Consider the following 19,963-nt stretch of genomic DNA (forward strand, 5'->3'; position numbering starts at 1 on the left):
TCTCTTCCTTACTCGGGGGATATCTCGAGGGCACGGGCGACGAGCGCCAGCAGCGACTCGATCACCGTGATCCGGTTCCGGGCATCCATGATCACTACGGGTACGTCCGCGGGCACCGTGAGGGCCTCGCGCACGTCCTCGGCCTCGAACAGCTCGGTCCCCTCGAAGTGGTTGACCGCCACCACGTACGGCAGGCCGCAGCTCTCGAAGTAGTCGAGCGCGGGGAAGCAGTCGGTCAGCCGCCGGGTGTCGGCCATGACGACCGCGCCGATCGCGCCGCGCACCAGGTCGTCCCACATGAACCAGAAGCGCTGCTGCCCCGGCGTGCCGAACAGGTACAGCACCAGGTCGTCGTCGAGCGTGATGCGCCCGAAGTCCATGGCGACGGTGGTGGTGAGCTTCCCGGGCGTCGCGGAGAGGTCGTCGGTGTCCTCGCTCGCGCGCGTCATCAGCGCCTCGGTGGTGAGCGGGGTGATCTCGGAGACGGACCCGACGAAGGTCGTCTTGCCGACACCGAAGCCGCCCGCGACCACCACCTTGGTGGCGATGGGGGCGCGGGTGTGGTCGAGCTGCCAGGCCTGGGCCTCGGGCTCGTCCAGGGATATCTCAGAGACGGCGGAGACCACTCAGCACCCTTTCGAGCAGTGCGCGGTCGGGCTGGCCGGTGCCGTGACCGGTGCCGTACACGCGGATCCTCCCCTGGTCGGCCAGGTCGCTGAGCAGCACCCGGACCACCCCCAGCGGAATCTTCAGCAGCGCGGAGATCTCGGCCACCGTGCGCATGCGGCGGCAGACGTCCACGATGGCCCGCATCTCCGGCATGACCCGGGCGAGCCCGCCCTTCGTGAGCTCCTTGCGCTCCTCCGGCGCTTCGAGCGCGGCGACGAACGTCTCGACGAGCAGGACGTGGCCGAAGCGGGTACGGCCGCCGGTGAGCGAGTACGGGCGGACGCGGGCGGGCCGCCGCCCGCCTCCCCGGACCGGCAGCCGGCCGGCGGCGGACACGGAGGTCATGCGGCACTCTCCATCGACTTGCGCAGCTCACTGCGGAGTTCGGGCGTGAGTACGTGTCCGGCGCGGCCCACGAAGAGCGCCATGTGGTACGCGACGACGCTCATGTCGCAGTCGGCGGTGGCGTGCACGCCGAGGAGGGAGCCGTCGCTGATCGACATGACGAAGACGCTGCCCTCCTCCATGGCGACCATCGTCTGCTTGACGCCGCCGCCGTCCATGAGCCGGGCGGCGCCGATGGTGAGGCTGCCGATGCCGGAGACGATGGTGGCGAGGTCGGCCGCCGCCCCGCGCGGCCCGTCCGACCGGCCCTGGTCCGCCCGGTCGGTCCGGTCCCTGTCGCTCTTGCCGGCCGCCGGGTCGGAGGAGAGCAGGAGAAGTCCGTCGGACGAGACGACGGCGACCGAGCGGACTCCTGGCACCTCCTCGACCAGGTTGCCGAGCAGCCAGTGCAGGTTCTTGGCCTCGCTGCTCAGTCCGAACGTCGCCGTGCCGGTGGTACTGCCGGTCGTCGCAGTCAACTGCGTGCCTCCTCGACTGTGTCCCCCGTCTCTTCGCTGCGTACCGCTTCTTCCTGCTGGGTGCTTTCCGCGATCTCCGCCTCGGCGTCGCGGCGGCCGTCCTTGGCGCCCTGGTGGAACCCGCCGAGCCGGCGCCGCAGCGCCTCGGCGTCGAGGCCGCCCTTGCGCCCGGCGGGCGGCGTGGACGGCTCGACGACCTTGGGCGTCCGCTTGGGCAGGCCCTTGTCGGTGACGCGTTCCCACTTGGGCTCCCGCGCACGCGGCTCGTCGTCCTCGGCACGCGGACCGTGGGCGTCGGCTCGCTCGTGGGTCCGCGTCTCCGGGTCGTCGGCGCCGGCGGCGTCCGGCCCTGACGCGGACCCGGGCGCCGGCTCCGGCTCCGGCTCCGGCTCCGGTGCGGGCGCCGGCTCCGCCTCCGGCGCGGGCCGTGGTGCCCGTACCTGGAGGGTGGTCTCGGCCCGGGCGGGTCCGGGCTCGGCTTCCGGCTCGGGCGCGGTCTCCGGCTCGGACGCCTCGGACCCGGACTCCGGCTCGGACCCGGACGCCGACTCGGGCCCGGTCGTCGCGGGCTCGGCGGCAGGCGGGACCTCGGCGGGGACGTCCCGGGCCGGCGCCTCGGGCGCGGGCGTGTCCGCCGACGGGCGCTCGTGCGCCGCGGCGTCCTCGGCCGGGACGTCGCCGTCCGCCGGGGCGTCGCCGTCCGCCGGGGCCTCGCTGTCCGCCGGGGCGTCGCCCTCGGCCGGGGCACCGAGGGTCGCCTCGGCGGCGGCGACCAGGGGGTCGCGGGCCGTACGGGCGCCGGGCAGGGTGTTGGAGTTGGCCTCGGCGGCCGAGCCGGGGAGGTTCAGCGCGGGGGCCGTGCCCGCGACGGCGACCGACGGGGGCAGGGCGGTGGGCGGGGCCTCCGGGAGCAGCGCGGAGGGAAGGACGACGACCGCCGTCACACCGCCCTGCTTCTGCTCGCGCAGCTGGACCCGTACGCCGTGCCGTGCCGCGAGCAGCGCGGTGACCCGGATGCCGAGGCCCGCGCCGTCCCGGTCCTCCTCGGACGCGGGCCCGGCCTCCGGGTCGGCCAGCCGGGCGTTCAGCTCGGCGAACCGGCCCTCCGTCATCCCTATGCCCTCGTCCTCGACGGAGAGCATCACCTCGCCGCTCTCCAGCAGCCAGCCGGAGAGCCGGACCTTGGCGTCCGGCGGGGAGAAGGAGGTGGCGTTCTCCAGCAGTTCGGCGAGCAGGTGGCTGAGGTCGTCGGCGGCGAACCCGGCCACGTGGGCCTGCGGCGGCAGGGACTGGATGGTGACCCGCTCGTACCGCTCGATCTCGCTGACGGCGGCGCGCAGCACGTCGACCAGCGGCACCGGGCCCTGGTGGGCGTGGTTGTGCTCGTGGCCGGCGAGGACCAGCAGGTTCTCGCTGTGCCGGCGCATGACGGTGGCCATGTGGTCGAGCTTGAAGAGGGTGGCGAGGCGCTCGGGGTCCTGCTCCCGCTCCTCCAGCTTCTCGATGACCGCGAGCTGCCGTTCGACCAGGCCGAGGGTGCGGAGGGAGAGGTTGACGAACGTGTGGTGGACGCTGCTGCGCAGCGCCTCCAGTTCGGCGCCGACCTCGGCGGTCCGCTCGCGCAGCTCGGCGCGCTGCCCCGCCAGTTCGGCGGCCAGCGCCTCGCGGGCGGCGACGGCGTCCGTGCGGTCGGCGTCGAGCTGTCCGGCGCGGGCGCCGAGCTCCAGCAGCTTGCCGTGCAGGGTGTTGAGGGAGCGGACGACCTGGGCGAACTCGTCGTTGCGGCCGGTGAACTTGACCGGCTCCTGGGTCTCGGGCTCCTCGGCGATCCGGGCGGCGCCGATGCGGAGGACGGCGAGCGGCCGGGTGAGGGTGCGGGCGACGGCGGCCGAGACGCCGATGGCCACGAGCAGGCAGCCGCCGAGGAGCGCGACGCGCAGTTCGAGGGCGGTGACGTCGTCGTCGCGGAGCTGTTCCATGCGCTGTACCTCGCCGGAGGCGAGGGCGGACTGGGCGCCGCGCATCTGCTCGATGCGGGCGGTGAGGGCCGCCCGGAGCTTGTCCCGGTCGGTCTTGCGGTCGCCCTCGGACAGCTCGGGCCGGTCGGTGAGGCGGGCGAGGTACGTTTCGGCGCTCTTGACCTCGGGGCCGGTGACCGTGGCGGCGAGGGACTCGCGGGCGGCGGGCGGGGCGGCCTGGTCGAAGTCGGCGAGCGCGGCCTGTTCGCGGACCCGGGCCGTCTGGGCGGCGGCGCTGAGGACGCCGCGCGCGCGGTCGGCCTCGTCCCCGGCGGGGTCCTCCGGCTCGACGAACCGGCCGGTGACGGGGTCGTAGACGGGACCGGTGCTCTTCCTGCCGGGTACGGACAGGGCGCCGAGGAGCAGGCCGCGGGTGGCGGAGGCCTGGTCGACGGCGCGGCCCAGTTCGGTGAGGGCGCGGGTGCCGGCGCCCGCGTCGGCGGCGCGGGCGGGCGTCTTGTCGGCGAGTTCGGCGGCGAGGGCCTGGAGCTTGGCGATGACCTCGGTGTAGGCCCGGTGGGCCTCCATGGCGGTGCCCTTGCCGGTGAGGGCGGCGCGCCTCGTGGCGGGGAGGCCCGCGAGGTCGCGGCGGAGGCCGGCGGGGGCCTCGGCGTGGATCTCGTCGATCTGCCGGTCGACGCGGGCGCGGTGGGCGGCGTCGACGGCGGGGGTGTCCCCGGCCTTCGGGTCGTCGTCGCCGGTGCCCCGGCCGGCGGCGATGTAGGCGGTGACCTGGTCGCGTTCGTCGGCGAGGGAATGCGCGAGGGTGACCGCCTGCCGGTTGAGCTCGGCGAGGGTCACCAGCCGCTGGGAGTCGTTGAGGTCGGCGGAGGCGGTGAGGACGGCGGGGGCTCCGGCCGCCAGGACGGTGATGCTGACCAGCGCCACACCGGCGACGAGCCGGCTGCGTACGCGTACGCGGCGGCCGCCCGGTGCCTGGGGGTCGCCGGGAGTCTCACTGCGCTTCTGCACCGGTGCTCACATTCTCGAACTCGTCCGCCCATGAAGCAGAGGTGACGACCGGTCACGCACGCGCACAGCCCTCCGACCCCTGGTACGGCCCCGACCATTCCAGCGCCGCCGTCGAAGAAGGCACACGTCGGCCACTCCGCCACCCGAACGAGTGAACAACACTCCGGAGTTGGCGAACAACTCTCCCGGGCACGTGCCGGGCGGTCGTGCGGGGGGACGGGTTGAAAGATCGACGGGGGCTTTGGCAGGATGCCCGCCCGCACCTCGCCGGACGTCCGGATTCCGCCGCTCGGCCGGTGCTGACCAGCCGCTACGGGGCTCTTCCCGGTTTCCGGGGACGGTGTGAAGGAGTCATGCAGACTGGGCCCATGCAGACCGAGATCTCCTCCGTCCCGGGCTCGCCGGAACGCCCCAACGAGGACTGGGCGGCCGTGGCGGTTCCTGCGTCCGGCCAGGGCGGCACGCTGGTGGTGCTGGACGGGGTCACTCCCCCGATCGACGACGACGGTTGTGTGCACTCGGTGCCCTGGTTCACCGCGCGGCTCGGGGGCGCGCTGACCGAACTGTCCGGTTCCCGGCCGGATCTGCCGTTGACCGGGGTGCTGGCGGAGGCAATCCGGCGCACCGCGGACGCCCACCGCGACACGTGTGACCTTTCTCACGTACGTACACCCCAGGCGACGGTGGTCCTGGCGCGCTGGGGGGCGCTGGAGGTCGACTACCTGGTGCTGGCCGACTCGGTGCTGCTGCTCCGCTCGCCCGACGGGGCGGTGCGGGCGGTGGTGGACGACCGGCTGGACCGGCTGCCGCCCGGTTCGCTGGCGTCCCACGCGATCGCGGACGCGACCGTGCGGAACAAGGAGGGCGGGTTCTACACGGCGGCGGCCGACCCGTCGGTGGCGGAGCTCGCGGTCACGGGCAGCGTGCCGGCGGCCGAGGTGCGGGCGCTGGTGGCGATGACGGACGGGGCCACCCGCTGGACGGAGGTGTTCCGGCGGGGCGACTGGGCCGACTGCTTCGACGTGGTGGCCAAGGAGGGACCGCGCGGCCTGATCGCGCGGGTGCGGGAGCTGGAGGCGTCGCCCTCGTACACGTACCGCTGGAAGAGGCACGACGACGCGACGGTGGTGCACGTCGGGCTCCGGCAGCCGTGAGGGACCGCCGGCCGGGGCCGGTCCCGCCCGCCGGGCGCGGGCCGGAACCGGAGCCGGCGGGAGCCGTCAGTCCTCGCTGCCCGCGTTGAGCTGGTGCAGCAGCCGGGCCAGTTCGGCGACCTCGGCGCGGTCCCAGCCGGCGAGCTTGCGCATGTAGCGGGCGCGCCGGGCGTCGCGGACCCGGCGGAAGCGGCCGCGGCCCTCGTCGGTGAGGCGGACGAGGGAGGCGCGGCCGTCGGCGGGGTCCGGGTCGCGGGCGACGAGCCCGAGGTCCTCCAGGGCGCGCAACTGGCGGCTCATGGTGGCCTTGCCGACGCCGAAGTACGCGGCGAGGGCGGTGGCGCGCTGCGTGCCGGCGTCCTCCAGGCGGACGAGCAGGCCGTAGGCGGCGGGTTCGAGGTCGGGGTGCACCTCGCGGGCCATCTCCCCGGACGAGGCGCGGGCGCGGCGCAGGAAGACGGCCAGTTCGCGTTCCAGGGCGAGGAACTCCTGGTGCGCGGCGGCGCACCCCTCGCCGCCCCGGGCGTCCGTCTCCGTCGGGCTTTCCTGCACGTCAGCACCCTTCGCGCGCTTTCGAGGTTCTGAAAGTTCTTTCCGGCGGCGGCCATCGCCGCAGCTCGTCCAGTATTTCGCAGGCGTAGACCAACGGCGTCACCCAGAGACTCTTCCACGGGCCGGGTCTACGTGCGTAGCGTCATGAATGGCATGTTCACGCCAGACATGCCCCCTCATCCCCGCACCACCCCCACCGAGGCCTTTCGGAGGCACGCCATGTCCGTGCACAGATCCGGAACGACCCGCTCCGCCCCAGCCCTCGCGCTGCTCACCACCCTGGCCGTACTCGCCCTCCTGCTCACCCTCGCCCTCCCGGACCCGGCCGCCGCCACCGCCGGACCCGCCCGGGGAAGTGCCCGCATGGGCATGGGCGTCGCCGCCCACGACGGCGTCGGCGGCCTGCCGCCGGACGGCCGCGCCGCCCAGACGGAGGGCGTGGACGTCTCCAGCCACCAGGGCGCCGTGGACTGGGGTGCACTCTGGAACAGCGGCGTGCGCTGGGCCTACGCCAAGGCCACCGAGGGGACGTACTACACCAACCCCTTCTTCGCCCAGCAGTACAACGGCTCCTACAACGTGGGCATGATCCGCGGCTCCTACCACTTCGCCACCCCCGACACCACGTCGGGCGCGGCCCAGGCGGACTTCTTCGTCAACAACGGCGGCGGCTGGTCGCGCGACGGCAGGACGCTGCCGGGCGTGCTGGACATCGAGTGGAACCCGTACGGCGCGGCCTGCTACGGCAAGAGCCAGTCGGCGATGGTCACCTGGATCCGGGACTTCCTGAACCGCTACCAGTACCGCACCGGCCGCCACGCGGTGATCTACACCGCCACGAGCTGGTGGAAGCAGTGCACCGGCAACTACGGCGGCTTCGGCGCGACCAGTCCGCTGTGGGTGGCCCGCTACAACACGACGGTCGGCGAACTCCCGGCCGGCTGGGCGTACCACACCATGTGGCAGTACACCTCCACGGGACCGATCGTCGGCGACCACGACAGGTTCAACGGCGCCTACGACCGCCTCCAGGCCCTCGCTGTGGGCTGACCCCCCGCCGGGCATGGGGAAGCCCCCCGGCGCGGACGGGCGCCGGGGGGCTCGCGGGGAGCCGGCGGGCGGGAGCGGCGGCGTCAGCCGCAGCGGCCGGCCGGGCGGTCGCGGGTGACGAGGTTCGTCCAGCCCGTGGTGCCGTCGACCCAGACGACGCCGGTGCCGGCGAGCGCCGCCGGGGAGAGCTGCTCACCGCGGTTGCACGAGACCCGCTCCTGGCGGGAGCCGTCGGTGGTGAACTGCCAGTTCTTCGGCAGGGTCTCGTTGCGGTACTGGACGTCCGGCAGGACCGCGTTGACGGTCACCGCCGTCTCCGAGACGGTCAGGTCGGAGGCGATCAGCGCGCCCGGCTTGTGCTCGGAGCTGATGTCGTACGCGCCGGTGCCGTCGAGGTTCGCCCGGCGGATGCCCATCTCACCGTTGTCGGTGACGTTCTGCTCGGTGAGCCAGAAGACGTTGCCGCCGTTGAGGGCGGTCTGCCCCAGGTTCTGCGGCTCGTCCAGGCGCTCGGTCAGCGTCTTCTTCCCGGTCTTCAGGTCGAGCAGCTCGACCCCGAGGCGGTACTCGCCGCCCTCCGGGTACAGCTTGGCGTAGGCGATCCTGCCGTGCGCGATGGACGGCAGGGCGGTCAGCACGTCGTCGCCCGCGCCGTCCACGTACGTCGGCTCCTTGTCACCGGCGCGGAGGTGGACGACGTGCCGGGTGAACAGACCGGTCGTCTCGAAGACCGTCACCCCGCCCTCGACCCGCAGTCCGGCCACGTCGGAGGTGGTGGCGGAGTACAGCTTCCGGATCGGACCGCCCGCCAGGGGGCGGGACAGGACGTCCACGCCGGCCGGGCCGTACGCCGCCCAGACGACGGTCTTCCCGTCCGTCGCCGGGTACACGTGGTAGCGGCCGTCGTTGGGGCTCAGCAGCTTCGGGGCGCCCTTGCCGTCCGCGCGGCCGGCGAGGACGGAGTACGGCTCGGTGCCGTCGTCGTTGGACCTGGCGGCCGTCCACCAGCCGCCGCCGGCCTGCACCCCGGTACCGGTGGTGTTCAGCTTCCCGAGCAGCTCGTCGGAGTCCACGCCCAGGGCGTCCTCCCAGCCCGCGACGATGCCGTGGGCGTTGAAGGAGCGCTTGGCGGCGTTCAGCCGCTGCCCGGTGACGCCCAGGTCCTTCGCCGCGGCGAGGACGGCGTTGCGGCCGTCGGTGAAGCCGTCGAGCGGGGTCATGTACTCGGTCAGCGCCTTGTACACGATCCGGTCGGCGAGCTCGGCGCCCAGGTCCTGGCGCATGTCCCACAGCGCGCCGGAGAAGATGGTCGAGTTGAGGTGGACACCGCCGTTGTCGGTGCCGAAGGTGGCGCCGAGGAAGCTCCTGGAGGTGGTGGCCCCGTCGTTGAGGTCCCGCAGGGCGCAGGCGCGGGGCGCGGCCTTGCGGCACAGGTCCTCGCCGATGAGCCCGGCGTCCGGGTGATCCATCGCGGTGCCGGACGCCGTGACGTCGATGGCGTTGCCGAAGTAGTCGGCGACGGCCTCGTTGAGGGCGCCGGACTGGCCCGCGTAGACCAGGTTGGCGGTGTTCTCCACGACGCCGTGGGTCATCTCGTGGCCGACCACGTCGAGGTCGGCGGAGAGCGGCTTGTACTCGCTGTCGCCGGAGCCGTACACCATCTTGGTGCCGTCCCAGAAGGCGTTCACGTACGGCATGCCGAACTGGGTGACGCCCACCAGGCTGTCGACCGCCGAGCCGCGCCCGTCGAGGCCGTCCCTGGCGTGGTGCTTCTTGTAGTAGTCGTAGACCTGCCCGGCCGCCCAGTGCGCGTCGACCGCGCCCGCCTCGGTGGCGTCCTTGCCGAACTCCGCGCCGGGCGAGCCGAACTCCTTGAGGTCGGCGGGCCAGCCGCCCAGCACCTCGGAGACGTCCTTGTCGCGCGCGTCCCAGGTGGTGAGCGCGGCCTTGCTGCCGTCGGCCATCCGGGCCCGGTCGGCCATCACGTACCGGTCGTCCCCGGCCTTGCTGACGTTGAGCTCCACCTTGGCGCCGCTCAGCAGCGTGCCGCTGCCGACCGCCCCGGTACCGGGGGCGGGCGGGGCGCCGGCCGTCCCGTTCGCCGCCCCCTCCGGGGAGGTGGGCGCGGTGAGCGTCCTGATGCCGCTGTACTGGAGGACCGGGAACCCGGCCCGCGCGTCGACGTACACGTGCTGGAGGACCGGGGCGCCCGTGGTCGGGTGCGTCCCCCTCACCGTCACGTGGTACGTCAGCACGCCCTCGCCGCGCGGGACGACCACCAGTCCCCCGGCGGTGCCGCGCAGCGGCTGCTCGTGTTTCCGGGCGCGCTCCGCGTCGGCGAGCGCCAGGCGGTGGCCGCCGAGCCGCCGTTCGGTCGCGGTGACCGCGCGGCGGACCGCCACGTCCTTGGCGACGGCCGGCTCCACGCCGGTCGTCAGGCCCGTGAAGTACTTGCCGGAGGTGCCGGTGACGACCCGCTCGGCGCCCTCCTTCTCCATCCGCACCACGTACTGCCCGCCGAGGACCGGCACGCCCTTGTGCTTCTGCTGGAACCGTACGGTCTCCTCGGCGCCCCGCTTCAGCGTCTGCACGGGGGCGAGATCACGCCGCGGTTCGGCGATCTTGTAGCGGCTCTCCTTGGCGGCGAGGTGTTCGCGCGCCGCGTCCGCCGGGCTCGCCCCCGCGTCCGTCGCCTCGTCGAGGCCGTCGACGAGGGCGGGGGTCGCGGTCCGCGCCCCCGGGATCACGTCGGCGGGCGGTCCGGCGGGCGGCGGGGTCGCCGCCGAGGCCGGAACCGCGGTGATCAGGAGCCCGGCGGCGGCGAGCAGAGCCGCCGCCCGGGCCCCCGCCCGTATGCCGGATGTTCCCGCATGCGTGCTGGGCGTGCTGGGTTCGCGCACAGTCCGTATCCCTCCCACGTGCTGGTCAGCCGTTCAGGTGGTCATGGCCATGCAAGCCGTGGGCCGCCAACGCGGCAATGGACGGGCGGGGTTGAGAAGTGGACACGCACACTTGTGGGGCATGTGAAGGCGGAGTGAGAATCCGACGCATGATCCAGGGAGAACTGACCACTCTCGGCCTGGGCAGGACCGAGGAGCGCGCCTACGAGGCGCTGCTGAAGGAACAGGCGGACGGGGCGGACGAGCTGGCGCGATTGCTCGGCCTGCCGCGCGAGCGGCTGGACGCGGCGCTGGACCGGCTCGTCGAGCACGGTTTCGCCCGGCCGCCCGATCCGCCCGACCCGTCCGATCCGTCCTGCGCGGGGGACGCGCTACCGCACCCGGCCGCACCGGCCGCCGCCATCCGTACGCTGATCCACCGCCGGCAGGCGGAACTGCACCTGCGGTCCGCCGAACTGGCCCGGTTACGCCTGGCCGCCGACCGGTTGGCGGGGGACGCCGGTGCCCCGGGGGGCGAACGGGGGCGCGTCGAGGTGGTGACGGGGCGGCGGGCCATCGCCGAGCGGGCGGCCCGGCTGCTGGACGGCGCGGAGCGGGAGGTCGTCGTCATGGACCGGCCGCCGTACACCGCGCTGGACGTGGAGTCGCTGCTGGCCCGGGGCGTACGGGTGCGGGCGGTGCTGGACCGGGCGGGGCTCGCGGACCCGGGGCGGGCGCGGGCGCTGACCGGCCTGGCGGGGCGCGGACTTCGGGTACGGGTGGCCGCGGACGTCCCGGCGAGGCTGGTCGCGGTGGACCGGCGCGTCACGCTGCTGCCGCCGGCGGACGCCGCCGGGCCGCGGGCGGCCGCGCTGGTGAGCCGGGACGGGCTGCTGTGCGGGGCGCTGCTGCCGCTGTTCGAGGCGGTGTGGGAGCGGGCCGGGCCGCTGGGCGGCGGCGTCGAGGACGGGGCCGCGGCGCTGCCGGGGCCGGAGCGGGAGTTGCTGGCGCTGCTGGCGGCGGGGCACAAGGACGAGGCGATCGCCCGCCGGCTGGGGGTCCATGTGCACACGGCACGGCGCCGGATCAGCCGGCTGCTGGAGTCGCTGGACGCGCGGACGCGGTTCCAGGCGGGGGCGCGCGCGTCGTCACGGGGCTGGCTGGATGGCTGAGCGGCGCGGCCATGGGCAAGGATGGCCGTATGCGCTGGAAGAGGCCGTTGCTGTGGATCGTCGCCGTCGTCACCACCGCCACCGCGTGCGGGGGGCCGTCGCACTCCGCCGCGCGCCCGGACGGTACGGCCCGGGGCGCCGCGAGCGGCTCCCCCGCGCCGGACCGGGCGAAGGCCCGGGCCGGGGCTCCGGCTCCGCAGCGGTCGGCGGCGCCGTCCGCCGGGCTGCCGTCGGTGGGGGTGCTGCTCGACGAGGACGGCCACTGGTGCACGGCGAGCGTCGTCGACAGCCCGCGGGGCAACGTCGTCGCGACGGCCGCGCACTGTGTGTTCGCGGACGGCTCGGCGAGCTCCGGCTTCTCGTTCGCGCCCGGTTACCGGGGCACGGGCGCGAAGCGGACGCCGTACGGGACGTGGAAGGTCCGTACGGTGCAGGTGGCCGACGCGTGGAAGGCCGCCGGGGACGACGCGGACGCCCACGACTACGCCTTCCTGACCCTGGCGCCGGACGGCCGGGGCCGCCAGGTGCAGGACGTGGTGGGCGCGGCCCGGCCGGACTGGGCGTCCGGCCCCGAGCGCCGGGTGACGGTGGTGGGGTACCCGAACAAGGAGCACAACCCGGCCGACGGCCCGGTCTCCTGCACCACGGACACCCGGCGGGACCCGGACCTGTCCGGCTCGATGCTGATGGAGTGCGACGGCTTCTTCGACGGCACCAGCGGCAGCCCGTGGCTCGCCGCCGGCCGCCTGATCGGCGTCCTGAGCGGCGGCGAGACGGACACCGAGTCCACGGCGGTTCTCTTCGACGCCCGTACCCGCGCGCTCTTCGACCGGGCCGTCAAGGCCGCCGCCACGTAGGGGGCGTGGGACTTTCCGGGGGACGGGCCGGAGCCCCGGGGCGCGGGCGCGCCCCGGCGCTCCGGCCGGCGGACCGCCGGGTCAGGCCGCCACCGGGACCTCCGTGGTGGCGGGGGCGAGCGCCAGCTCCAGGACCTGGCGGACGTCGGTGACGGGGTGGACCTCCAGCTTGTCGAGGATCTCGGCCGGGACGTCGTCCAGGTCGGCCTCGTTCCGCTTGGGGATGATCACGGTGGTGATGCCCGCCCGGTGCGCCGCCAGCAGCTTCTGCTTGACGCCGCCGATCGGCAGCACCCGCCCGGTCAGGGAGACCTCGCCGGTCATCGCCACGTCCGTGCGGACCAGCCGCCCGGACAGCAGCGACGCCAGCGCCGTCGTCATGGTGATGCCCGCGCTCGGGCCGTCCTTGGGCACCGCGCCGGCCGGGAAGTGGATGTGCACGCCCCGGTCCTTGAGGCCCGTGACGGGCAGTTCCAGTTCGGCGCCGTGCGAGCGGAGGAAGCTCAGCGCGATCTGGGCGGACTCCTTCATCACGTCACCGAGCTGGCCGGTCAGCGTCAGGCCCGCCGCGCCCGTCTCCGGGTCGGCCAGCGACGCCTCGACGAACAGGACGTCGCCGCCCGCGCCGGTGACCGCGAGCCCGGTGGCGACACCGGGGACGGCGGTGCGCCGCTCCGCCGGGTCCTGGGCGGACTCGGGCACGTGGTGCGGCCGCCCGATCAGGCCCCGGAGGTCGTCCGCGCCGATGGTGAAGGGCAGCTCCTGTTCGCCCAGTTCGTGCCGGGCGGCGACCTTCCGCAGCAGCCGGGCGATCGACCGCTCCAGGTTCCGGACGCCGGCCTCGCGGGTGTACTCGCCCGCGAGCCTGCGCAGCGCCGGCTCGTCCAGCGTCACCTCGCCGCTCTCCAGGCCCGCCCGCTCCAACTGGCGCGGCAGCAGGTGGTCCCGGGCGATGACGACCTTCTCGTCCTCGGTGTAGCCGTCGAGGCGGACCAGCTCCATCCGGTCGAGGAGCGCCTCTGGGATGGCCTCCAGCACGTTGGCCGTGGCGAGGAAGACCACGTCCGACAGGTCGAGTTCGACCTCCAGGTAGTGGTCGCGGAAGGTGTGGTTCTGCGCCGGGTCCAGCACCTCCAGCAGCGCGGCGGCCGGGTCGCCCCGGAAGTCGGAGCCGACCTTGTCGATCTCGTCGAGCAGGACCACCGGGTTCATGGATCCGGCCTCCTTGATCGCGCGGACGATCCGGCCGGGCAGGGCGCCCACGTAGGTGCGCCGGTGGCCGCGGATCTCCGCCTCGTCGCGTACGCCGCCGAGGGCGACCCGTACGAACTTCCGGCCCATGGCGTGCGCGACCGACTCGCCGAGCGAGGTCTTGCCGACGCCGGGCGGGCCGACCAGCGCCAGCACCGCGCCGCCCCGCCGTCCGCCCACGACGCCCAGGCCGCGGTCGGACCGCCGCTTGCGCACCGCGAGGTACTCGGTGATGCGCTCCTTCACGTCCTCCAGACCGGCGTGCTCGGCGTCCAGGACCTCCTTGGCGCCCCCGATGTCGTAACTGTCCTCGGTGTGCTCGTTCCACGGCATCTCCAGGACCGTGTCGAGCCAGGTGCGGATCCAGGCGGTCTCCGGGTTCTGGTCGCTGGACCGCTCCAGCTTGTCGACCTCCTTGAGGGCCGCCTCGCGCACCTTCTCCGGGAGCCCGGCGTCCTCGACGCGGGCCCGGTAGTCGTCGGACTCGTCGCCCTCCTTCTCCCCGTTGAGCTCGCGCAGCTCCTTGCGTACGGCTTCGAGCTGACGACGCAGCAGGAACTCCCGCTGCTGCTTGTCGACGCCTTCCTGGACGTCCTTGGCGATGGACTCGGCGACGTCCTGTTCGGCGAGGTGCTCGCGAAGCTGCTCGGTGGCGAGCCTCAGGCGGGCGACGGGGTCCTCGGTCTCCAGCAGCTCGACCTTCTGGGCCAGGGTCAGGAACGGCGAGTAGCCGGAGTTGTCGGCGAGGGCGGAGACGCCGTCGATCTGCTGGACGCGGTCCACGACCTGCCAGGCGCCGCGCTTCTTGAGCCAGCTGGTGGCCAGCGCCTTGTACTCCTTGACGAGGTCGGCGACCTGGCCCGGCAGCGGCTCGGGCACCGTCTCCTCGACGGTGGTGCCCTCGACCCACAGGGCGGCGCCCGGGCCGGTCGTGCCGGCGCCGATCCGCACCCGGCCGCGACCGCGGATGAGGGCGCCGGGGTCGCCGTCGGAGAGCCGTCCGACCTGCTCCACGGTGCCGAGGACGCCGGTCGCCGCGTACGTCCCGTCGATGCGTGGCACCAGCAGGACCCGGGGCTTGCCCCCCTGGCCCCCCGAGGACCGGGCCGCCGCCTGGGCGGCCTCCACCGCGGCACGCACCTCGGTGTCGGACAGGTCCAGCGGCACCACCATCCCGGGCAGCACGACCTCGTCGTCGAGCGGCAGCACGGGCAGGGTGAGCGGTGTGGACGTCGAAGCCATGATCTCCCCTTCGGCAGTCAAGTTGAGCTGTACACACTCAATGCTTCTGCCGTGCGGGGTGTTCCCCGGACCTGTTCGCTCTGAGCGATCAGGCGTCACCCGGGGGTACTGCGATGATGCGCGGGACCGTACCGACGACCGGGGGATACGCATGGGGACCTGGGATTCCGGCCCGTTCGACAACGACACCGCCGCCGACTTCTGCGGCGACCTGGATGACGCGGGCGAGGAGGACCGGGCGCGCCTGGTCCGTGACCGGCTGCTGGTGGTGGCCGGCACGACCGGCTACCTGGAGGCGCCCGTGGCCGAGGAGGCGGTCGCCGCGGCCGCGCTGGTCGCCGCGCAGTGCCCGGGCGGTGACCCCGCCGACCCGCACTACGGCCCCGACGAACCCCTCCCGGATCTCACCGGCCTCCGGGCCCTGGCCGTGGAGGCGCTGGACCGGGTGGTGCGGGAGCCGTCGGAGCTGCCGGAGCTGTGGGGCTCCGCCGACGGCGGCTGGCGCGCGTCGGTCGACCGGCTCCGGGACGTCCTGTCGCCCCTCGGTCCGGCCGGCGGGGCGGGCCGGTGCTGAACGAGGACGGGACCCTGGCCCGGGAGGGCTCCCTCGACCGGGTGCCGGAGGTGTTCGCCCCGGTGGTCGACGCCGCGCGGGCGGGCATCGCGGCCGTCTTCGGTCCCGAGCGGCTGCACGGCGCGTACCTGTACGGCAGCGTTCCGCGCGGCACCGCCGTCGCGGGCGTCTCCGACCTCGACCTGCTCATCGCGCTGCGGGCGGAGCCCACGGAGGCCGACCGGGCCGCCGTCGCGGACCTGGAGGCCGAGCTGGACGGCCGGTTCGCGCGGATCGACGGCGCCTCGGCGCTGCTGTTCGGCGTGCCCACCCTGCTCAGCGAGCGGGAGCGGTACGACCTCGGGTTCTTCGTGGCCTGCCTGTGCACCCCGCTGCTGGGCGAGGACCTGGCCGGGCACCTGCCCGGCTACCGGCCCACCTCCCTGCTGGCCCGGGAGACCAACGGCGACCTGGCGCTGCTGCTGCCGCGCTGGCGACGGCGGCTGGCCGGGGCCGGGACGGCGGCCGAACGGGAGCGGCTGGCCCGCGGGGTGGGCCGGCACCTGGTGCGCACGGGCTTCACGCTGGTGCTGCCCCGGCACGGCGACTGGACGAGCGACCTGGAGGGGATGGCGGCGGTGTTCGGCACCCACTACCCGGCACGGGCGGGGCAGATGCGGACGGCCGCGGCGGTGGGGCGCCGCCCGGCGGGCGTGGATGCGGAGGTGCTGGCGGTGCTGATCGAGGACCTGGGGACCTGGCTGGCGGAGGAGTACCGGGTCCTGCACGGCGTGAAGGCGCCCCGCCCCGGGCAGTGACGGTGGGCCGGGGACGGGGCCGCCGGCCGGGATCGCGGAGCCGGCCGGGACCGTGAGCCCGACCGGCCCGGCCGGTTCAGGCCACGGGGCGCCGTCGCACGCGGCGCAGCAGCGGCCAGCCGCCGACACCGATCAACAGGGCCAGCGGGTGCCCCCAGTTGGTGAGGGGGTCCTCGAAGGCCAGCAGGTCCTGGAACAGCATCACCGACACCCAGGCCAGCACGACGCCGCGCGCCACCGGGCTCAGCAGCCCGGCCAGCGCCCCGACGGACGCCATCAGGCCGAAGCTGATCCCGTAGTCGAGCCGGTGCAGTGATGTGTGGGGCAGGTGTCCGGCCAGGACGGACAGCCCGACCGGGATCTCCGTCGCCAGGGTCGCCACCACGTGCCCCACCAGGAACACGGCGGCCGCCCGCCACGCCCCGATCCGGCGCTCCAGCGCCGTCAGTACGAAGACGAACCCCAGGGCGTACGGCGAGAACAGGCCACCCGCCACCCACAGCGCGCTGGCGACCAGCACGAGCAGCGGCGTCCGGGACAGGTGGGCGACGTCGGTGCTGGAGGCGTGCAGCAGCCCGGCGACGGTCGCGGGGTCGCCGTACCGGGCGAACAGCGAGGTGGCGACCAGGACGACCGTGTAGCCGAAGGTGAACGGCGTACCGGTGGGCGTGGGAAGGAGCCGCGCCGCCCTCCGCCAGGGTCCCTCCGTACGGACGGACGGACACGCGGCGTCGTACCCGGAAGCGCCTTCCGGACGGGAGCCCCCGGGGGAAGCACCGGCGGCACCGGTCGCCGCACCCGCGGCATCCGTCGCCGCACCGGCGGCCCGGCGCTGGCCGGGGATGCCCTCCAGCAGCCCGGCGCCGTCCGCCGTCGCGCGCGTCCGGAGCTGGTGCACCGCGAGGCCGCCCTTCCCTGTTGTTACGGAACCCCCCGCACGACACCCCCGGATCATGCTTGCCCCAGCCAACGCGATCATGTGCGCCTCGTCCATGACATAGGTCACAGCGCCGGGCCCGTCCGTCGCTACGCTGAGGATCATGGCTGCGACGACTTCCGTGACGACGCCCCCGGCCCCGACGCCGTCCGCCACCACCGACCCGGCCGGTACGGCCCACCCGCCCGCACCCGTGACGGTCGACCGCCGCGAGGGCCCGTACGGCGAGGTGGTGCTGCGCCGACGCGGCGAGGTCTTCGAGATCATCGCCAACGGCATCTTCCTGATGGACACCTCCGACGGCCGGTCCGAGCGGCTGCTGGTCGACGCGGCCCTCCGGGCGCTCGGGACCCGGCCGCATCCCGCCGTGCTCGTGGGCGGGCTGGGCGTCGGGTTCTCGCTCGCGCACGCGGCCGCCGAACCCGCCTGGGGGCGCATCGCGGTGGTCGAGCGGGAGGAGGCGGTCATCGACTGGCACCGCTCGGGCCCGCTCGCCCGAGTCTCCGGCGAGGCGCTCGCCGACCCCCGCACGGTGCTGGTCCACGGCGACCTCGTCGCGTACGTCCACGGCTCCTCCGACACGTTCGACGCGCTGTGCCTGGACATCGACAACGGACCCGGCTGGACCGTCACCGAGGACAACGACAGCCTCTACTCGCCGTCCGGTCTGGCCGCCTGCGCGGCCCGGCTGAACCCCGGCGGAGTGCTCGCCGTGTGGTCCGCCCAGCCCTCCACCGATTTCGAAGAGTCATTGCGGAATGCCGGGTTCAGCGGGGTAAGAACCGAAGAGGTCCCGGTTGCCCGGGGCGTACCGGACGTGGTCCACCTCGCCGTTCGCCCTGCGTAGCCGGGACGCGGCCGGTGCCTTTACGCTGCTGACCGAACACACGGATCTACACGCTCGCGCAGGACGCGACAGGGGCGGGGCGATGGAGCAGACACACACCAGCAGTACCGGCACGGCGGTCGCGCCGGGAACACAGCGCCGCGTGCTGGTCGTCGAGGACGACACCACCATCGTCGAGGCCATCTCCGCCCGTTTGCGGGCCGAGGGGTTCCTGGTGCAGACGGCCACCGACGGCCCCGCGGCCGTGGACGCGGCCGAGGCGTGGCAGCCGGACCTGATGGTGCTGGACATCATGCTGCCCGGCTTCGACGGCCTGGAGGTCTGCCGCCGGGTCCAGGCCCAGCGGCCGGTGCCGGTGCTGATGCTGACGGCCCGCGACGACGAGACCGACATGCTGGTCGGCCTCGGGGTCGGCGCCGACGACTACATGACCAAGCCGTTCTCGATGCGGGAGCTGGCCGCCCGGGTGCATGTGCTGCTCCGGCGGGTCGAGCGGGCGGCACTGGCCGCCGTCACCCCGCGCAGCGGCATCCTGCGGCTCGGCGAACTGGAGATCGACCACGCGCAGCGGCGGGTGCGGGTGAAGGGCGAGGACGTCCACCTCACCCCGACCGAGTTCGACCTGCTGGTCTGCCTGGCGAACACGCCCCGCGCGGTGCTCTCGCGCGAGCAGTTGCTCGCCGAGGTGTGGGACTGGGCCGACGCGTCGGGCACCCGGACCGTGGACAGCCACATCAAGGCGCTGCGCCGCAAGATCGGCGCCGAGCGGATCCGTACGGTCCACGGCGTCGGGTACGCACTGGAGACGCCCGCGCCATGAGGTGGCTCCGGTCCCGGCTGCGCCCGGTCTCGATCTCCATCTCGATCAAGACCAAACTGGGCACCCTCGTCGTCGTCTCGGTCTTCATCACGACCGGCCTGCTGATGGTGGCCCTGCGCACGGAGACCGAGCTGCGCTTCATCACCGTCTTCTCGGTGATCGCCACGCTGCTGATCACCCAGTTCGTGGCGCACGGCCTGACCGCGCCGCTGGACGAGATGAACACCGTGGCGAAGTCCATCTCGCACGGTGACTACACCCGCCGGGTGCGCGGCGCGGACCGCCGTGACGAGCTGGGCGACCTGGCCTCCACGATCAACCGCATGGCGGACGACCTGGAGGCGGTGGACCGGCACCGCAAGGAGCTGGTGGCCAACGTCTCGCACGAGCTGCGCACGCCGATCGCGGCACTGCGCGCGGTGCTGGAGAACGTGGTGGACGGGGTCTCGGCCGCCGACCCGGAGACGATGCGCACGGCGCTGAAGCAGACCGAGCGGCTGGGCCGGCTGGTGGAGACGCTGCTGGACCTGTCACGACTGGACAACGGTGTCGTACCGCTCAGGTCGCGGCGCTTCGAGGTGTGGCCCTATCTGTCCGGGGTGCTGAAGGAGGCCAACCTGGCCGCCGCGCGGCGCGGGCTGGACTCCGGGTCGGGCAGCCACACCCGCAAGGACGTGCACCTGCACCTGGACGTGTCGCCGCCGGAGCTGACCGCGCACGCGGACAGCGAGCGGCTGCACCAGGTGGTGGCCAACCTGATCGACAACGCCGTGAAGCACTCGCCGCCGCACGGCCGGGTGACGGTGCGGGCCCGGCGCGGGCGGCAGCCGGAGTCGCTGGACCTGGAAGTGGTGGACGAGGGGCCGGGCATCCCGGAGTCCGAGCGGCACAAGGTCTTCGAGCGGTTCAACCGGGGCAGCGTGGCCTCGCCGCACGGCCCGGGCAGCGACGGCGGTACGGGACTGGGGCTGGCGATCGCCCGCTGGGCGGTCGATCTGCACGGTGGCCGCATCGGAGTGGCCGAATCCGCACGTGGATGCCGTATTCACGTCACTCTTCCAGGGATCCCGCAGTCCCGGGGTTGACGTAGGGTTCGAACCGGAAGGCCACGTTCTGCGTCTACATGGGCAGGACGTGTCCGAGGGTGCGCGCCGGCAGGGGCCGTAGCCGCGCTGCCCCCTACCCATTCGCAGGGCAACCACGCTTGTTTCCCGCCATTTACAGCGCCGAAACACGCCCTCGGATGTGATCTACGCGACGATGGCATGCCCGGCCTGCACGTCCCGGCCAGGGAGGCGTAGCCTTTATT

At 74.0% G+C, this 19,963-nt stretch carries 17 protein-coding genes; 9 read left to right on the plus strand and 8 right to left on the minus strand.

Annotation, left to right across the window (positions count from 1 at the left end; all coding sequences use genetic code 11):
* Positions 1–8: 8 nt before the first annotated feature.
* The 4 genes from ACF068_RS01365 to ACF068_RS01380 are packed head-to-tail and all read right to left on the minus strand — an operon-like array spanning position 9 to position 4,522.
* Positions 9–626, minus strand: coding sequence for an ATP/GTP-binding protein (locus ACF068_RS01365; RefSeq protein ID WP_392272087.1), 618 nt, complete (start codon positions 624–626; stop codon positions 9–11).
* The gene (locus ACF068_RS01370; protein WP_392272088.1) at positions 607–1,014 is read right to left on the minus strand and encodes a DUF742 domain-containing protein; all 408 of its coding nucleotides are present in this window, start codon (positions 1,012–1,014) and stop codon (positions 607–609) included. Before ACF068_RS01370 ends, ACF068_RS01365 begins: the two co-directional genes overlap by 20 nt.
* Positions 1,011–1,532 (minus strand): roadblock/LC7 domain-containing protein, encoded by a 522-nt coding sequence (locus ACF068_RS01375; RefSeq protein WP_392272089.1) that lies wholly within the window; start codon positions 1,530–1,532, stop codon positions 1,011–1,013. Before ACF068_RS01375 ends, ACF068_RS01370 begins: the two co-directional genes overlap by 4 nt.
* Positions 1,529–4,522, minus strand: a complete 2,994-nt coding sequence (locus tag ACF068_RS01380; RefSeq protein ID WP_392272090.1) for a nitrate- and nitrite sensing domain-containing protein — start codon at positions 4,520–4,522, stop codon at positions 1,529–1,531. Before ACF068_RS01380 ends, ACF068_RS01375 begins: the two co-directional genes overlap by 4 nt.
* Before the next feature lie 353 nt (positions 4,523–4,875).
* Between ACF068_RS01380 and ACF068_RS01385 the strand changes: the two genes are divergently transcribed.
* Positions 4,876–5,676: a hypothetical protein gene (locus ACF068_RS01385; RefSeq protein ID WP_392272091.1), complete on the plus strand. Its 801-nt coding sequence runs from the start codon at positions 4,876–4,878 to the stop codon at positions 5,674–5,676.
* A gap of 66 nt (positions 5,677–5,742) precedes the next feature.
* Here ACF068_RS01385 and ACF068_RS01390 read toward each other — a convergent pair whose 3' ends face one another.
* Complete coding sequence (locus ACF068_RS01390; RefSeq protein WP_392272092.1) at positions 5,743–6,228, minus strand: MarR family winged helix-turn-helix transcriptional regulator; 486 nt, start codon at positions 6,226–6,228, stop codon at positions 5,743–5,745.
* Between the two features lie 219 nt (positions 6,229–6,447).
* Here ACF068_RS01390 and ACF068_RS01395 point away from each other — a divergent pair, with 219 nt between their 5' ends.
* Positions 6,448–7,278, plus strand: a complete 831-nt coding sequence (locus ACF068_RS01395) for a lysozyme (RefSeq protein WP_392272093.1) — start codon at positions 6,448–6,450, stop codon at positions 7,276–7,278.
* Between the two features lie 83 nt (positions 7,279–7,361).
* Here ACF068_RS01395 and ACF068_RS01400 read toward each other — a convergent pair whose 3' ends face one another.
* Complete coding sequence (locus ACF068_RS01400; RefSeq protein ID WP_392272094.1) at positions 7,362–10,178, minus strand: M4 family metallopeptidase; 2,817 nt, start codon at positions 10,176–10,178, stop codon at positions 7,362–7,364.
* A 149-nt stretch (positions 10,179–10,327) separates the two neighbouring features.
* On the opposite strand from ACF068_RS01400, the gene ACF068_RS01405 reads away from it, so the two are divergent.
* Both ACF068_RS01405 and ACF068_RS01410 read left to right on the plus strand, forming a co-directional pair.
* A complete protein-coding gene (locus tag ACF068_RS01405; RefSeq protein ID WP_392272095.1) occupies positions 10,328–11,329 on the plus strand; it encodes a helix-turn-helix domain-containing protein in 1,002 nt (333 codons plus the stop codon).
* Positions 11,330–11,358: 29 nt separating this feature from the next.
* Entirely contained in the window at positions 11,359–12,186 is an 828-nt protein-coding gene (locus ACF068_RS01410) for a trypsin-like serine peptidase (protein ID WP_392272096.1), read from the plus strand.
* Positions 12,187–12,267: 81 nt separating this feature from the next.
* Here ACF068_RS01410 and lon read toward each other — a convergent pair whose 3' ends face one another.
* Entirely contained in the window at positions 12,268–14,679 is a 2,412-nt protein-coding gene (gene lon / locus ACF068_RS01415) for an endopeptidase La (RefSeq protein WP_392272097.1), read from the minus strand.
* A gap of 151 nt (positions 14,680–14,830) precedes the next feature.
* On the opposite strand from lon, the gene ACF068_RS01420 reads away from it, so the two are divergent.
* Positions 14,831–15,253 carry a DUF4259 domain-containing protein gene (locus tag ACF068_RS01420; RefSeq protein ID WP_392272098.1) on the plus strand — a complete coding sequence of 141 codons (423 nt, stop codon included), beginning with the start codon at positions 14,831–14,833 and terminating at the stop codon, positions 15,251–15,253.
* Positions 15,247–16,050 carry a nucleotidyltransferase gene (locus tag ACF068_RS01425; protein ID WP_392272099.1) on the plus strand — a complete coding sequence of 268 codons (804 nt, stop codon included), beginning with the start codon at positions 15,247–15,249 and terminating at the stop codon, positions 16,048–16,050. Before ACF068_RS01420 ends, ACF068_RS01425 begins: the two co-directional genes overlap by 7 nt.
* 76 nt (positions 16,051–16,126) lie before the next feature.
* Here ACF068_RS01425 and ACF068_RS01430 read toward each other — a convergent pair whose 3' ends face one another.
* Entirely contained in the window at positions 16,127–16,948 is an 822-nt protein-coding gene (locus ACF068_RS01430) for a rhomboid-like protein (protein ID WP_392272100.1), read from the minus strand.
* 142 nt (positions 16,949–17,090) lie between these two features.
* On the opposite strand from ACF068_RS01430, the gene ACF068_RS01435 reads away from it, so the two are divergent.
* The 3 genes from ACF068_RS01435 (at position 17,091) to ACF068_RS01445 (ending at position 19,739) form a co-directional block, all read left to right on the plus strand.
* On the plus strand, positions 17,091–17,834 hold the full coding sequence (locus tag ACF068_RS01435; RefSeq protein ID WP_392272101.1) for a spermidine synthase: 744 nt from the start codon (positions 17,091–17,093) through the stop codon (positions 17,832–17,834).
* 82 nt (positions 17,835–17,916) lie between these two features.
* Positions 17,917–18,654, plus strand: coding sequence for a response regulator transcription factor (locus tag ACF068_RS01440; protein ID WP_392272102.1), 738 nt, complete (start codon positions 17,917–17,919; stop codon positions 18,652–18,654).
* A complete protein-coding gene (locus tag ACF068_RS01445) occupies positions 18,651–19,739 on the plus strand; it encodes an ATP-binding protein (RefSeq protein ID WP_392272103.1) in 1,089 nt (362 codons plus the stop codon). The genes ACF068_RS01440 and ACF068_RS01445 overlap by 4 nt, the downstream gene beginning before the upstream one ends.
* Positions 19,740–19,963: the final 224 nt, after the last annotated feature.

The organism is Streptomyces sp. NPDC016309 (assembly GCF_043077235.1).
Lineage (GTDB): Bacteria > Actinomycetota > Actinomycetes > Streptomycetales > Streptomycetaceae > Streptomyces.

Bases quoted from the DNA above. Each gene is read 5' to 3' on its own strand.
- ACF068_RS01370 (WP_392272088.1), bottom strand. From the start codon at position 1,014: ATGACCTCCGTGTCCGCCGCCGGCCGGCTGCCGGTCCGGGGAGGCGGG.
- ACF068_RS01385 (WP_392272091.1), top strand. From the start codon at position 4,876: ATGCAGACTGGGCCCATGCAGACCGAGATCTCCTCCGTCCCGGGCTCG.
- ACF068_RS01395 (WP_392272093.1), top strand. From the start codon at position 6,448: ATGTCCGTGCACAGATCCGGAACGACCCGCTCCGCCCCAGCCCTCGCG.
- ACF068_RS01405 (WP_392272095.1), top strand. From the start codon at position 10,328: ATGATCCAGGGAGAACTGACCACTCTCGGCCTGGGCAGGACCGAGGAG.
- ACF068_RS01410 (WP_392272096.1), top strand. From the start codon at position 11,359: ATGCGCTGGAAGAGGCCGTTGCTGTGGATCGTCGCCGTCGTCACCACC.
- lon (WP_392272097.1), bottom strand. From the start codon at position 14,679: ATGGCTTCGACGTCCACACCGCTCACCCTGCCCGTGCTGCCGCTCGAC.
- ACF068_RS01420 (WP_392272098.1), top strand. From the start codon at position 14,831: ATGGGGACCTGGGATTCCGGCCCGTTCGACAACGACACCGCCGCCGAC.
- ACF068_RS01435 (WP_392272101.1), top strand. From the start codon at position 17,091: ATGGCTGCGACGACTTCCGTGACGACGCCCCCGGCCCCGACGCCGTCC.
- ACF068_RS01440 (WP_392272102.1), top strand. From the start codon at position 17,917: ATGGAGCAGACACACACCAGCAGTACCGGCACGGCGGTCGCGCCGGGA.
- ACF068_RS01445 (WP_392272103.1), top strand. From the start codon at position 18,651: ATGAGGTGGCTCCGGTCCCGGCTGCGCCCGGTCTCGATCTCCATCTCG.